12 protein-coding genes are annotated in these 14,006 nt (G+C 62.6%); 3 read left to right on the plus strand and 9 right to left on the minus strand.

Annotated elements, in window-relative coordinates:
* Positions 1-114: 114 nt before the first annotated feature.
* The 6 genes from V1294_RS09640 to V1294_RS09665 all read right to left on the minus strand — a co-directional run bounded on the left by V1294_RS09640 (position 115) and on the right by V1294_RS09665 (position 6,962).
* Positions 115-1,755: an acetolactate synthase large subunit gene (locus V1294_RS09640; RefSeq protein WP_334496622.1), complete on the minus strand. Its 1,641-nt coding sequence runs from the start codon at positions 1,753-1,755 to the stop codon at positions 115-117.
* Complete coding sequence (gene msrA, locus V1294_RS09645; protein WP_334496624.1) at positions 1,752-2,297, minus strand: peptide-methionine (S)-S-oxide reductase MsrA; 546 nt, start codon at positions 2,295-2,297, stop codon at positions 1,752-1,754. Before msrA ends, V1294_RS09640 begins: the two co-directional genes overlap by 4 nt.
* Positions 2,298-2,512: 215 nt before the next feature.
* The gene (locus tag V1294_RS09650) at positions 2,513-3,712 is read right to left on the minus strand and encodes an adenylate/guanylate cyclase domain-containing protein (RefSeq protein ID WP_334496626.1); all 1,200 of its coding nucleotides are present in this window, start codon (positions 3,710-3,712) and stop codon (positions 2,513-2,515) included.
* A gap of 224 nt (positions 3,713-3,936) precedes the next feature.
* Positions 3,937-4,380 (minus strand): PaaI family thioesterase, encoded by a 444-nt coding sequence (locus V1294_RS09655; RefSeq protein WP_334477406.1) that lies wholly within the window; start codon positions 4,378-4,380, stop codon positions 3,937-3,939.
* Positions 4,377-5,651, minus strand: coding sequence for a cytochrome P450 (locus tag V1294_RS09660; protein ID WP_334477407.1), 1,275 nt, complete (start codon positions 5,649-5,651; stop codon positions 4,377-4,379). Before V1294_RS09660 ends, V1294_RS09655 begins: the two co-directional genes overlap by 4 nt.
* A 39-nt stretch (positions 5,652-5,690) precedes the next feature.
* Positions 5,691-6,962, minus strand: coding sequence for a cytochrome P450 (locus V1294_RS09665; protein WP_334496628.1), 1,272 nt, complete (start codon positions 6,960-6,962; stop codon positions 5,691-5,693).
* Positions 6,963-7,172: 210 nt separating this feature from the next.
* Between V1294_RS09665 and V1294_RS09670 the strand changes: the two genes are divergently transcribed.
* The 3 genes from V1294_RS09670 to V1294_RS09680 all read left to right on the plus strand — a co-directional run bounded on the left by V1294_RS09670 (position 7,173) and on the right by V1294_RS09680 (position 10,904).
* The gene (locus tag V1294_RS09670) at positions 7,173-8,345 is read left to right on the plus strand and encodes an isovaleryl-CoA dehydrogenase (RefSeq protein ID WP_334496630.1); all 1,173 of its coding nucleotides are present in this window, start codon (positions 7,173-7,175) and stop codon (positions 8,343-8,345) included.
* A 146-nt stretch (positions 8,346-8,491) separates the two neighbouring features.
* Complete coding sequence (locus V1294_RS09675) at positions 8,492-9,649, plus strand: DUF898 family protein (RefSeq protein ID WP_334496632.1); 1,158 nt, start codon at positions 8,492-8,494, stop codon at positions 9,647-9,649.
* 121 nt (positions 9,650-9,770) lie between these two features.
* Entirely contained in the window at positions 9,771-10,904 is a 1,134-nt protein-coding gene (locus tag V1294_RS09680) for a M48 family metallopeptidase (protein ID WP_334504576.1), read from the plus strand.
* A gap of 11 nt (positions 10,905-10,915) precedes the next feature.
* On the opposite strand, the gene V1294_RS09685 is transcribed toward V1294_RS09680, so the two are convergent.
* The 3 genes from V1294_RS09685 to V1294_RS09695 form a co-directional block, all read right to left on the minus strand.
* Positions 10,916-11,914 (minus strand): LysR family transcriptional regulator, encoded by a 999-nt coding sequence (locus V1294_RS09685; protein ID WP_334496634.1) that lies wholly within the window; start codon positions 11,912-11,914, stop codon positions 10,916-10,918.
* A 376-nt stretch (positions 11,915-12,290) separates the two neighbouring features.
* Entirely contained in the window at positions 12,291-13,100 is an 810-nt protein-coding gene (locus tag V1294_RS09690) for a DUF2927 domain-containing protein (RefSeq protein WP_334496636.1), read from the minus strand.
* A gap of 87 nt (positions 13,101-13,187) precedes the next feature.
* Positions 13,188-13,784, minus strand: a complete 597-nt coding sequence (locus tag V1294_RS09695) for a L,D-transpeptidase (protein ID WP_334496639.1) — start codon at positions 13,782-13,784, stop codon at positions 13,188-13,190.
* Positions 13,785-14,006 lie beyond the last annotated feature (222 nt).

The raw sequence follows: 14,006 nt of genomic DNA on the forward strand, positions 1-14,006 counted from the left end.
GCCAAGAGCTTTCCGGATAGCCGTATCCTGGCCGGGCTCGGTCGTCTGGGGAGCGAGACGACCCGCACCACGCCACGGGGAAATGCCGCGACGTGGCGACCGACGCAGGGCCATTCACTTGGCCTGGACTACTGGGTGTAACTCGTTGACGAGCACGCGCATGTTCTCACTGTAGTCGATGGGCACCACGACGAGATGCACGCCGCCTTCCTCGAAGGCAGCTTCCAGCATGGTCGAGAGTTCGGAGGCCTTGCCGACGGGGGAGCCCTTGGCGCCGTATGACTTCGCATAGGCAACGAAATCAGGGTTGCCGAATTCGAGGCCGAAGTCCGGAAACGTATCGACTTCCTGTTTCCAGCGGATCATGCCGTAGGCGCGATCCTCAAGCACGAGCACGACGAGGTTCAGCTTGAGCCGCACCGCCGTTTCCAGCTCCTGCGAATTCATCATGAAGCCGCCGTCGCCGCAGACGGCGAGCACGCGCCTGTCCGGATGGATCAGCGACGCTGCGATCGCCGACGGAAGACCCGCACCCATGGTCGCAAGCGCGTTGTCGAGCAGCAGCGTGTTGGCGACGCTGGTGCGATAGTTGCGGGCGAACCAGATCTTGTACATGCCGTTGTCGAGGGCAACGATGCCGTCCGGCGGGATGACCTGGCGGACGTCGTGCACGATGCGCTGCGGCGTCAGCGGAAACCGATCCTCCGTCGACCGCTCGGCGAGGTGGGCAAGGATCCCTTCCCGCAAACCCAGCAATGCCTGACCATTGGGGAGCTTGCCTTCCAGGCTATCGGCGAGGCTTGCGAGGCCCGCACCGACGTCTCCGACGATCTCCGCCTGCGGGAAGTAGACCTGTTCCACCGTCGCCGGCGTGGCGCCGACATGGATAACCTGCGGTCCATCATGGCCCATCAGGAAAGGCGGCTTCTCGACGGTGTCATGGCCGATCGAAATAATCAGATCGGCCTGGTCGATGGCCTCGTGAACCCAATCCCGCTCCGACAGCGCGGCCGTGCCTATATAGAGATTCGAGCCGGCATTGACCGCGCCCTTCCCCATTTGGGTGTTGAAGAATGGAATCCCGCATCGTCGCACGAACGCCGACAGCGGCTCGGCGAGTTGCGGGCGGCTCGCCGCGGCGCCCAGCATGACCAGCGGCCTGCGGGCAGCCATGATCATGGCTGCGGCGCGCTCGATGGCCGCTGCAGGCGCGACCGGAAGCTCGACGAGATGCGGAGGAATGATTTCGGCCGCGGCTTCGTCGGCCGCGATGTCCTCGGGCAGTTCGAGATGCACGGGGCCCGGCCGCTCCTGCTGCGCGACCCGGAAGGCGTCGCGAACCAGGGTCGGAATACTCTGCGCGGAGACGATCTGGGTCGCCATCTTGGTGAGCGGCCGCATGGTCGCGACGATGTCGACTATTTGGAAGCGCGCCTGGCGGCTGCTTCGGATCGCCTTCTGTCCTGTGATCATGACCATCGGCATCGCGCCCAGATGCGCGTAGGCCGCAGCCGTCGTCAAATTGAGCGCACCGGGACCCAGCGTCGTCAGGCAGACGCCCGCACGCCCGGTGAGACGCCCGTAGGTGGCCGCCATGAAGCCGGCGGCCTGTTCGTGCCGGGTCAGCACAAGCTTGATCTTCGAGCGCCGCAGCGATTCCAGCACATCGAGATTCTCCTCGCCGGGAATGGCGAAGATGTACCCGACACCCTCGTTCTCAAGGGCGGCCACCAGCAGATCGGAGGCTTTTGTCATGCGGCCGAAACTCCGCTCGGGCCTGTTGCAGCTTTCTCCGCCCGATGCGGCAGCGTCCATTCCGGCCGAATGAAGTGACAGGTGTAGCCGTCAGGATATTTTTCCAGATAATCCTGATGCTCGGGCTCGGCCTCCCAGAACGGTCCGGCAGGGGCCAGCTCTGTGACAACCTTGCCCGGCCAAAGGCCGGAAGCATCGACATCGGCGATGGTGTCTTCCGCGATCCGCTTCTGCACGTCGCTGGTAAAGAAGATGGCCGACCGATAGCTCGCGCCCCGGTCGTTGCCCTGGCGGTTCAGCGTCGAGGGATCATGGATCTGGAAAAAGAACTCCAGCAGCTTGCGATAGCTGATGGTCTGCGGATCGAAGGTGATCTCAATGGCTTCGGCGTGATTGCCGTGGTTACGATAGGTCGCGTTTGGCACCTCGCCGCCGGTGTAGCCCACCCTGGTCGAAATCACGCCGGGATACCGGCGTAGCAGATCCTGCATCCCCCAGAAGCAACCGCCGGCCAGGACTGCGCGTTCCGCCGAAACTGTCATGTCTGTTCTCCCTGGTTTGCTGCTGTCGTCCGTCCCCAGCTCTATCAAGGTCGCATATTGAGGCCGAACGATGCAAAAGCGCAAATATCAATGAAACCTCTGGTTTGCCGAAAAGTCGCGGACGAGAAATCACCGAAACCGACATTCGCTGATAGTAGTCGTTTGACGAGTTCGATCCCTTGGGAGCGGCTCGGCATCTGACGACAGATCGGCATTCAGCCGTGATACGCAAACAGCTCGATCGGGTCGTTGAAGCCGCGCACCGGATGTTCGCCGACGCGTTCGAGATCGAAATCGCGTTCGACGAAGTCGGCAAACGCGCGGGACAGCAGCACGGTTCTGCCCAATTGTTTGGTGAGGGCTTCGAGACGCGAAGCCATGTTGACCGCAGGACCGATGACGGTGAAGTCAAGCCGGGTGCGCGACCCGATATTGCCATACATGACGTCTCCGACGTGAACGCCGATGCCGTAATTCAGCGGCGCACGACCGGTTTCGCCGTTCTTTTCGTTCAGGGCAACCATGGCCTGACGGGCCTCAGTCACGGCGTGCAGTAGATTTGCGCAGGCCTGCGGCTGGCTGAGCGGAAAAATGGCGAGCAGGCCGTCGCCGATGAATTTCAGAATTTCTCCGCCATGTCGCGCAATCGGCTCCGACATCGCGTCGAAATAGCCGTTCAAGAGATCAATGACGTCATCGCGCGGCCAGTTGTCGGAAATCCGGGTGAAATCACGTAAGTCGCAGATCATGATGGCGGCGCGTACCGTCGTTCCGCTTCCGCGCCTGGTGGCGCCGGCCAGGATCAACTCGCCGGCGTGCGACCCGACATAGGTTTCCAGCAGCGTTCGCGCCAGCCGGTTCTTCATGCGGATTTCGCTGACCAGCGCCAGAACCGGCAACAGTTTTAACAGGCGGGCAATATGCGCGTCGTCGAAACCACCGGGCCGGTCGGTTGCAAAGGTCACGATATGCCGCTTGCCGAGCGTATGGTACAGCGGCCACGCCACATAGTCGGTCAGGCCTTTCGCCCGCATCTCGTCATAGACGGCGTGCTTGCGGCCGAGCGAGGGATCGCGTTCGAGATTCTCGCGCACCTCGGCGGCACCATCAAGGATTTCGTTGGCGGGACTACCGATGTATTCGGATCGCTCCCTGACATCGTAATCGACTCTCGCAAGCTCGGCCTCGCGCATCCCGTCGGCCCAAATGATCCGGGCGCCAAGCCATTGCGGATGGTAGATCAGGAGATGAAGCGTCGCCCGCTTGACGGGAATGCCCGCTCGCTGGAGCCGGACACACAGCTCGGCGAAAATATTGTCAATGAAGCGCTCATCGCGCGTGTCGTTTGTCAGCCAGTGCACGACGTCGCTGTCGGAATGCGCGGGGACGGGATCGATGTTTGGCGGCGCGTTCATATCTTGCTCCCGGGCAGTGACCTTGATCGACGGTACGGGATATGTCGTGTCCCTGCTCGACGGCGTCAATGGCGTCCGCCGCAGCCTGTTTGCGCGCATCTGGCACGGGGTTAACGCCACGAGTCTCTGATCCGAACACAGGCGAACCCGCCAGGCGCATCAATCGCCAGGCGGGTCATTCCTGGCCTCGACGGACGTCCGCCGACCATTCAGGATTTACGGGGTCACGCCCGGAGCTCGCCCGGCAGATCCATGGCGCGCATCGTGGCGGTGCCGAATGCGCAGAGTGTCTCGGACGTCTGGCTCTTGGAGAAGACCTCGACGGTGGCAACGCCGATCGACCCCGACATCTTCAGGGTTTTGGCGCGGGCGATAAGCTCGATGCCGTCGGCAGGGCTGAGGAAGTTGACCTTGATCTCGACGGTGACGCCGATCTTGCCCCTGGGCAGGCTTGACGTGATAGCGATCCCGGCGGCGTGATCGGCCAGGGCCGTGATGATGCCGCCGTGAAAATGGCCGAAGAACTGCAGGAGGTCGTCGCGGCGCGCCAAAGCGATTTCGGCATGCCCGGGCTTGATGGCCACGATGCGGAAGCCCGCCGCGCCCATGAAGCCCTTGGCGTTGATCGCCTCCGCGAGCTCAGGCGGATTGAGGTCGCTGCCGCTCACGCGGGAATGCGGACCGGCAGCTGCTCAATGCCGCGCACGAAGGAGGAATAGACCCGCTTCGGCTCGCCGACCACTTCGATGCGGTCGAAGCGCTTGAGCATTTCCTGCCACACGATCTTGAGCTGCAGCTCGGCGAGCCGCATGCCGACGCAGCGGTGAATGCCGAAGCCGAACGACAGATGGGTGCGCGGGCGGGCGCGGTCGATGATGAACTCGTCGGGACGTTCGATGCCTTCCTCGTCGCGGTTGCCCGAGACGTACCACATCACGACGCGGTCGCCCTTGCTGATCTTCTTGCCGCCGATCTCGGTGTCGACCAGCGCGGTGCGGCGCATATGGGCGAGCGGCGTCTGCCAGCGGATCACTTCCGGCACCATGGAATCGATCAGGGCCGGATTGTCGCGCAGCTTCTGGTATTGATCCGGGTGCTCATTCAGCGCCAGCACCGAGCCGCTCATGGTGTTGCGGGTGGTGTCGTTGCCGCCGACGATCAACAGGATGATGTTGCCCATCAGATTGTCGGGATCCATGTGCCGCGTCGCATCGCTGTGCGCCATCATCGACAGCAAGTCGTTGCGCGGCGGCGCGTTGACGCGCTCGTTCCAGAGCTTTGAGAAATAGGCGTAGCACTCGTCCATCTCCTGGCGCCGCTGCTCGGGCGATTCCACGACGCCGCTCTTGGGCAGCGCGGTCGAGACGTCGGACCAGCGCGTCAGCTTGCGCCGCTCCTCCCAGGGGAAATCGAACAACGTCGCCAGCATCTGCGTGGTCAGTTCGATCGAGACGCGCTCGACGAAGTTGAAGGTCTCGTTGCGCGGCAAATTGTCCAGCACCTTTTGCGAGCGCTCGCGGATCAGTTTTGCCAGCTCATCCAGATGCGTCGGTGTGAACATCGGCGACACCGTCTTGCGCTGCGCCGAATGCCGCGGCTGATCCATCGCGATGAAGCTCGGATAGTCATAGCCGGGCGGCACGTCGCGGATCGAGATGCCGCCGAGTGTCGAGTCGGAAGAGAACATGCCGTGGTTGGTATCGACATGCATGATGTCGTTGTACTTGGTGACCGACCAATACGGCTCGATCGGCGAGTTGGTGCAGTAATGCACCGGCTCTTCCTTGCGCAGCCGCTCGAACCACGGCCACAGCGTGTCGTTCTGGAACAGCCTTGGCGCACCGGGATGAAAATCCCTGAGCGGCGTCGAATAGGCCTCTTCACGCGCGGCGCGCAGAAGCTCTTTCTTGTCGGCTCTGATGGCGGTCTGGACGTTCATTTTTCGATCATCCCGGGTGATGGGGCCAAGTGCCAAGGTTTAGCCGGCGATCCGGACCGGCAGGGTCTCGTAGCCTTTGACAAAACTCGAATACACCCGCTTGGGTTCGGCGACCACCTCAATATTCTCGAATCGCTTGAGAATCTCTTCCCAGATAATCTTTAGTTGTAGCTCGGCCAGCCGGATTCCGACGCAACGGTGGATGCCAAAGCCGAAGGAAACGTGGGTGCGCGGCCGGGCACGGTCGATGATGAAGTCATAGGGACGTTCGATCACGTCCTCGTCGCGGTTGCCCGAGACGTACCACATCACGACCTTGTCACCCTTCTTGATCTGTTTGCCGCGGAACTCGATGTCTTCGAGCGCGGTGCGGCGCATATGCGCCAGCGGCGTCTGCCAGCGGATCACCTCCGGCACGAAACTGTCGATCAGGTCCGGATTGTCGCGCAGCTTGCGGTACTGGTCCGGATTCTTGTTGAGCGCATAGATGCTGCCCGACAGCGTGTTGCGGGTGGTGTCGTTGCCGCCGACGATCAGCAGGATCAGATTGCCGAGGAAGTTCTTCGGGTCCATGTCGCGCGTAGCATCGCTATGCGCCATCATCGACAGCAGGTCGCTCTTCGGCGGCTGGCTGATACGCTCCTTCCAGAGGCGGGCGAAATAGGTCGCGCATTCCATCAGTTCGGCCTGGCGTTCTTCCTCTGACGCGACGAGGCCGCCGGGGCCGGGAAGGGTGGTGGCGATATCGGACCAGCGCGTCAGCTTGCGGCGGTCTTCCCAGGGGAAGTCGAACAGCACCGCGAGCATCTGCGTGGTGAGCTCGATCGAAACCTGGTCGACCCAGTCGAACACCTCGTTCTTTGGAAGGTTGTCGAGGCATTCGGCGGAGCGCTTGCGGATGTTGATCGCGAGCTGATCGAGATGCGTCGGCGTGAACATCGGCGCCACCGTCTTGCGCTGCGCGGAATGGCGCGGCTGGTCCATGGCGATGAAGCTTTCGCGGCGCAGGTCCGGCGCGATGTCGCGGATGGTGATGCCGCCGAGCGAGGCCGCCGATGAGAACACCGCGTGGTTGGTCTCGATGTCCATGATGTCGTTGTATTTGGTCACCGACCAATACGGCCCGAACATGCTGTCCTTGCAGTAGTGCACCGGGTCTTCCCGGCGCAGCCGGTCGAAATACGGCCAGAACGAGTCGGTCTTGAACAGCTCCGGATGGCTGACGTCGAAATCACCGAGCGGAATCGACTGAGCCCGCTCGCGCGCGGCACGCAGATGGGAATCTCCGGCGAGATCGATGGTTCCGTGCATGAGCACCTCCCTGACTGTTCCCCCGCCGAAGCATGCCGGAGGGTGATGTTTTACCCTATTACATCCCGAGCCGTGCGCCGGCGCAAGGACGAGTTGGGTGCATTTGGCCGCATCGACACCGGCCCGGGCGCCGGCCATTCGCCTCGTGACAAGCGCATTTCCGAAGATTAAGTCTGTTTGAAACAACGTTTAATTCGCCGGGAGGCGACCATGATCCCCAACGCCCATCGGATGTTCAACTTCGATCTCGGCGAGACCGCGGATGCGATCCGCGAGACGGTACATGCGTTTTCGCAGAACGAAATCGCGCCGCGCGCGGCCGAAATCGACCGCAGCAACCAGTTTCCGCGCGACCTCTGGCCCAAAATAGGATCGCTCGGCCTGCATGGGATTACGGTCGAGGAGGAGTATGGCGGCACGGGCTTAGGTTATCTCGAGCACTGCATTGCGGTAGAGGAGATGTCGCGGGCGTCAGCCTCGGTCGGCCTGTCGTATGGGGCGCATTCCAACCTCTGCGTCAACCAGATCCGCCGCAACGGCAGCGAGGCACAGAAGCGGAAATACCTGCCAAAACTGATCTCGGGCGAACACGTCGGCTCGCTGGCGATGTCGGAGCCCGGCGCCGGCTCTGACGTGGTGTCGATGAAGACCCGCGCCGACAAGAAGGGCGACCGCTTTGTGCTGAACGGCAACAAGATGTGGATCACCAACGGACCGGAGGCCGATACGCTGGTGGTCTACGCCAAGACCAATCCCGAGGCCGGCCCGCGCGGCATGACCGCCTTCATCATCGAAAAGGGCATGAAGGGATTTTCCACCGCGCAAAAGCTCGACAAGCTCGGCATGCGCGGCTCCGACACCTGCGAACTCGTATTCGAGGATTGCGAAGTCCCGGAAGAGAACGTGCTCAGTGAGGTCGGCCGCGGCGTCAACGTGCTGATGAGCGGCCTCGACTACGAGCGCGCGGTGCTGGCGGCAGGCCCGATCGGCATCATGCAGGCCTGCATGGACGTGGTGCTGCCTTACGTGCACGAGCGCAAGCAGTTCGGCGAGCCGATCGGCAGCTTCCAACTGGTGCAGGGCAAGATCGCCGACATGTACACCACCATGAACGCCTCGCGCGCCTATGTGTATGCAGTGGCAAAGGCCTGCGACCGCGGCGAGACCACGCGCGAGGACGCGGCCGGCGCCATCCTGTACGCGGCGGAAAAAGCCACCCAATGCGCGCTCGACGCCATCCAGCTGCTCGGCGGCAACGGCTATATCAACGACTACCCGACAGGCCGGCTGTTGCGCGACGCCAAACTCTACGAGATCGGCGCCGGCACCAGCGAAATCCGCCGCATGCTGATCGGGCGGGAATTGTTCGAGAAAACGGCGTAGAGCACCGGTTCTGGTTGAATCAGAGCCGGAGCTCTCGATTCCTGATTATCCAATCCGTTCGAAAACGCTCCACGTGTGGGACCTGGGTCACACATCCGCCGACAAATTTGTGGTCTGATCCGCCACCCTCGCGCCGGAGTTGAACCATGAACGAGATGAGCTGGCCCCCGCAGGTGCCGCCACCGCCGCCTTCACCGGTGCCGCCGCCGATGCCGGTGGCGTTTTCCGGCAAACGCGGCGAGTTCTTCGATCTGGCCAAGCGCGGTGCGGCGTTGGAGCTCGTCACTCTCGGCTTCTATCGGTTCTGGCTTCTCACCGACATCCGCCGCCATCTCTGGTCCAACACGCTGGTCGACGGCGATGCCGCCGAATATACCGGCCGCGGCAAAGAGCTGCTGATCGGATTCCTGGTCGCGCTCGCGATCCTGGTGCCGATCTATCTCGGTTATTTTCTCATCGGCCTCGAGGCCGAGCATTATCAGGCGTTCGCCAGCATTCCGCTGATCGCCTTCTTCTATCTGTTCGGGCAGTTTGCGATCTACCGCGCGCGGCGCTACCGCCTGACGCGAACGGTATGGCGCGGCGTGCGTTTCTGGATGACCGGCTCGGGCTGGCTCTATGCCTTGCAGGCCTCGCTGTGGGGCCTGCTGATGATCCTCACGCTCGGGCTGATCCTGCCATGGCGGGCAGCGGCACTCGAACGCTACAAGATGCGCCATTCCCATTACGGCGACCTGCAGGGCAGTTTTGAGGGGCGCGGCTGGGAGTTCTTCAAGCGCGGCTGGTGGCTGTGGCTGCTCACCCCGATCGCACTCTATGTCAGCCCGATCGCCCCCTTTGTTTACGCAGGCTACAAGGCCATCGAATGGCGCTGGTGGCTGTCCGGCATCCGGTTCGGCGGCGTGCGCGTGGAATCGTCGTTGCCGAAGAGCGCGTTGATTGGGCTGTACTGGAAAATGATCGGCTGGATGGCCCTGCTCGGGCTTGTCTTCGCGGTCTATCTGGCCCTGTGCGCGGTGCTGGTCGCCAGCATGAGCGGCGAGGGATTGATGGAGTTTTTCAAGACGCCGGAATTGATGAGGAGCATTCCGCTGCTGGTGCTGGCGGGTCTGGGCTATCTGGTATTCGCGATGGCGCTCAATGTGGTGATGCGGGTCTATCTGACGCGTGATCTCTGGGTGACCGTGCTGGGTTCGGTCAATATCAGCGGTATCGAGGCTGCCGCCAATGTTGCGGCGCGGGGCGATCTGGCCAACGCGCTCGGCGAAGGATTTGCCGACGGTCTCGATGTCGGCGGATTCTAGAGCGGGATGACGTTTCTTCGAAACGTCATCCCGCTCTACCTCTTTGATTTGAGCATGATCTTTTCGGAAAACCGGCATCCACTTTTCCGGATCATGCTCTAACCGTAAGGCGTAGATGACCATGGACAGCGACGCGCCAGAGATTTCGAAAACACCGCCGGCCAATGCGGCGGCCTATTTCGACGGGGCGTCGAGCCGGCGCCGCGCGGTTGCGCTGCATTTCTCCGACCGGCTCGAAATCAGCGAAGACGAACAAACGCTGGCGGCATGGGACTATGCCGACATCCGCCGCGCCGACAGCCCCTCGGGCATGTTGCGCCTCGGTTGCCTCAGCGCGCCTGCGCTGGCGCGGCTCGAGGTTCGCGACAACGCGCTTGCGGCCGAGCTGGTCTCACGCTGCGCCAAACTGGATGAAAACACGCCCGGCCGCCGCGGCGTGGCCATCATTGTCGGCTGGTCGCTCGCGGCCGCGGCTTCGATCGTGGCCGTGGTGCTGTTCGGACTTCCGCTGATCGCCGATCGTCTCACGCCGCTGGTGCCCGAAGCGTTCGAACGGCGGCTCGGCGAGGTCGCCGACAGCCAGATCAAGACGATGTTCAATGCCAAGGTTTGCGACAATGCTGCCGGGCAGAAGGCTTTCGTCAAGCTCGTCACTTCAATTCGCGAATCCGCCGGCTTCGACACCTCGGTGCAGGCGGGCGTGCTGTCGAGCCCGATTCCCAATGCCTTCGCGCTGCCGGGCGGCAAGGTCTATCTGTTCGATGGATTGCTGGCGAAGGCCGACAACGCCGACGAAATCGCGGGCGTGCTGGCCCATGAACTCGGCCATCTCAAGCATCGCGACAGCATGCGTGGACTGATCCGCGACGGCAGCACCTCGTTCCTGATCGGACTGCTGTTCGGCGACATCACCGGCTCCAGCGCGCTGATCTTCGGCTCGCGCACGCTGGTGACGTCGTCGCATTCGCGGGAGGCTGAGACCAATGCCGACGATTTTGCCATCGACGTCATGCACCGGCTGGGACGGCCGGCGAAGCCGACCGGGGAATTGCTGCTTCGGGTCACCGGAAAGGGGAGCAAGGGCCTCTCCATCATCTCCACCCATCCCCTGAGCGAGGACCGGCTGGCGCGGATGGGCCGGGAAGACCGGCAGGCCAGCGGGCCGCCGCTGCTGACATCAGAGGAATGGCGATCGCTGAAATCGATCTGCGATGGCAAATCTGACCCGGCCAAATCTGACCCGGCCAAAATCTGAGCCGATCCGGGCTACCTCCGGGCGCTTTTCCGCGATCTTGCCGCGTCGATCGGCGCAGGCGCCGCGCCGCCCGGCTTCAGGTCCCATACCGCCTGCATGGCCGCGAAGGCCTGCGCGATCATCGGCTCGTGACGCCGCGACGTCAGGCAGGCGAAGCTGAGGTCGCAGGTCAGCGCCACCTTGTCGGCAATCACAAAATTCCGGGTGCGCGTGATGCGGTCGAGCACGCAGTCGCGGGCGAGGCTGAGGCCGTTGCCGGCTTCGACGAACTCGATCATGGCGTCTTCGTGTTCGGCGAAGGCGACGCGTTTCGGCAATGACCCCAGTGGCCGGAAGACGTCGTCGATCAGCCTGCGATGCGCCGAGGCATGCGGCGTCGTAATCCAGGGCAGGTCGATGAGGTCGGCCCAATCCTTTCCGAGCACCTTGTCGCTCCATTGGCGAGGAGCGATCACGCGGTAGTCGTAGCGCGTCAGTGCGGTGAGCCGGAACTTGCCATCGTCGATGGTGCGTTCGGGCAGTATCCCCGATGCAAGGCATTCGGGGGGCGTGGCATCGATATAGTATCCGACGTCGAGTTCCCCCTTGCCGATCTGCGTCAGCACGTCGTCGCTCAGGCCGTAGCGGAGGAAGACTTCGGTCTTCTTTGAGGAAGTGGCGAGGCTTCGCACGAACGGACCCAGCCGGATCGACTCCGGATCCAGGATCGTGCCGACGCGCAGCGTTGTCCGCAGCGATTCTCGCAACGAATCTGCCGCCGTCCTGAACTCCGCCGAGGCCGATACCGTCCGGTGCGCCAGCGGCAGCAAGGCGGCGCCCGCTTCGGTCAGGGTAAAACCGCCTGGCGTACGGTTGAAAAGCAGCAAGCCGGTGCTTTCCTCCAGCCCCTTCAATTGCAGGCTGACGGCGGGCTGGGTCAGATGCAGCAAGGTGGCCGCGCGAGAAACCGTGCCCTCGCGGGCCACGGTGATGAAGCAGCGCAGGGCCTGGATACGTGGCAGGTCGTTCATTTGAAAGACTTATAGGAAGCGCCCATAAATCCTATTAGACAGGATTTGCTCCCGGAAGTCACAATGTTTTGCAAATAAAACTTTGCGTTGTTGTTGGGAAAAGGTGGATAGCGAGGGGCGCCGGACCTTCAGCTGTCACGCAAGGGGCGCTCGCGGAGAGCGGCGAAGGATGTCGCCAAGGCTGCCCGACAGGAAATTCTCCGCCGTCATTGCGAGCCAACGGGTCGCGCGAATGCGCGCCCGATGACAGGCTCCGCGAAGCAATCCATCTGTCCGCGTACGCTGAAACATGGATTGCTTCGCTTCGCTCGCAATGACGGGGAGAGAGCGGTGGATGGCCCGAGGCCGCGTAGCAGCCGTCGCGGCGGCCCGCCACTTACGGCAGGTTGTTGACCTTGCGCACCCAGGCACGCACGTCGGCCAGCACGTCCGGCAGCACCGCCTTGACCTCCTGCACGGTCATGCCGGGCTTGATCCTGGGATCATAGAGAAGGTTGAGGAGATACTGGTCGTAGACGTCGAAATAGCCCATCGACACATTGTCGTTGAACATGGTCCAGGGCACGCTCGATGTATCGTTGATCGGTCCCAGCGATTGCAGCAATTCCTCATAGGCGCAGTCGAAGAAGACGAAGTCGCCATTGTCGACGGTGAGGATCACGTCGGAATGCTCGATTTCGAACTTCTCGTTCTTGCGAAAGCCCGACAGGCATTGCGGGTCGAGCGAGGAGCGAATCTCTTTCGCGCGTTCGTTGCCGTAGAAGGTCGCGATGGTGCGGCCGAGATCGCGGTCGCGCACCAGCTTGACCTGCACATTGGCGTCTTCGAGGCTGCCGGCCATGGCGATGTCGAGATGCTGAACGCGCGCGGCGATGTCGGCCACGATCTTCGCAAGCTGCGCCTTGCGGTCGGCCCGGTTGCCGTCGGCAAACACCCGCACCGGCCCGTCGTACTTGCGGATGCGGTCGACGCGGCCGGCGAGATGGTATTCGGCGCCGAACGCGATCTTGAGAAAGCCTTCGATGATCTCGTTGTCGGTGAAGATCTTTTTCTCGGTGCGCTGGCGCTGCGCGATGGCCGGTATGTCCGCGAAGGCCGCGCACGGCGTCAGGATTTCGCCGAGCGCTGCGGCGCTCAGGGCCGCCGCGAGCGTCCATCGGTACAGGAATCGGCGGGGCGTGCGCATTCAAATGACGCTGCAGCAATCGGCGCGCGCGTGCAAGGCTTGAAAGCCTCGATCACGCGCTTGCGTGCATGGTCACGCCGGTTCGGCCTAATTCCTGACGATGACCGGGGTGCCGACGCGGACGCGGCTGTAGAGATCGGTGACGTCCTCATTGGTCATGCGGAAGCATCCGGAGGAAACCGCCTGTCCGATCGTCTCGGGCTCGTTGGAGCCGTGGATGCGGTAGAGTGTCGATCCCAGATACATCGCCCGCGCGCCGAGCGGATTGTCGATGCCGCCCGACATGTGGCGCGGCAGGTCGGGCCGCCGCCGCAGCATCTGGGCCGGCGGCGTCCAACTCGGCCATTCCTTCTTCGCGGAAATGCGGTGGGTTCCACTCCAGCGGAAGCCGTCGCGGCCGACGCCGATGCCGTAGCGGATCGCCTGGCCATTGGAAAGCACGAGATAGAGCCGGCGCTCGGCGGTGTTGATGTAGATCGTGCCGGGCGCGTAACCGCCGTTAAACATCACGGTGGTGCGCGGGATCGGGCTCGTTCCGCTGGGCATGCCGGGCCGGAAGAAACCGGGGCCACCGCCCATGATGTCGCGTGAGTCGAAGTCTTGGAAGAAGCCTTGGGCCTGCGCCTGACTGGCCCCCGCCAGCAGGGTGAGCGCCGCAAACAGCAAAGCAAAAGCCCTGATCATCTTTTTCTTCCTCGCGAAAAAATCTCAATATGCAGGAGACAGGCCATAATTGCGGCGATCGTGCAAGCAACGAGCCCGTGACCACAGCCATTTTCAAACACTGCGGTTAAAAAAGGCAACATGCCCCAGGCGATGGCTGCATTGTGCGGCTAAACCTTTGACGAAACGTGTGAAGAATGATTGATCGTGAGCGGCTCACGAAAAGCGTCGCAAAGGGGAACG

Origin of the sequence: Bradyrhizobium sp. AZCC 1678 (assembly GCF_036924765.1) — a bacterium.
Taxonomy (GTDB): domain Bacteria; phylum Pseudomonadota; class Alphaproteobacteria; order Rhizobiales; family Xanthobacteraceae; genus Bradyrhizobium; species Bradyrhizobium algeriense.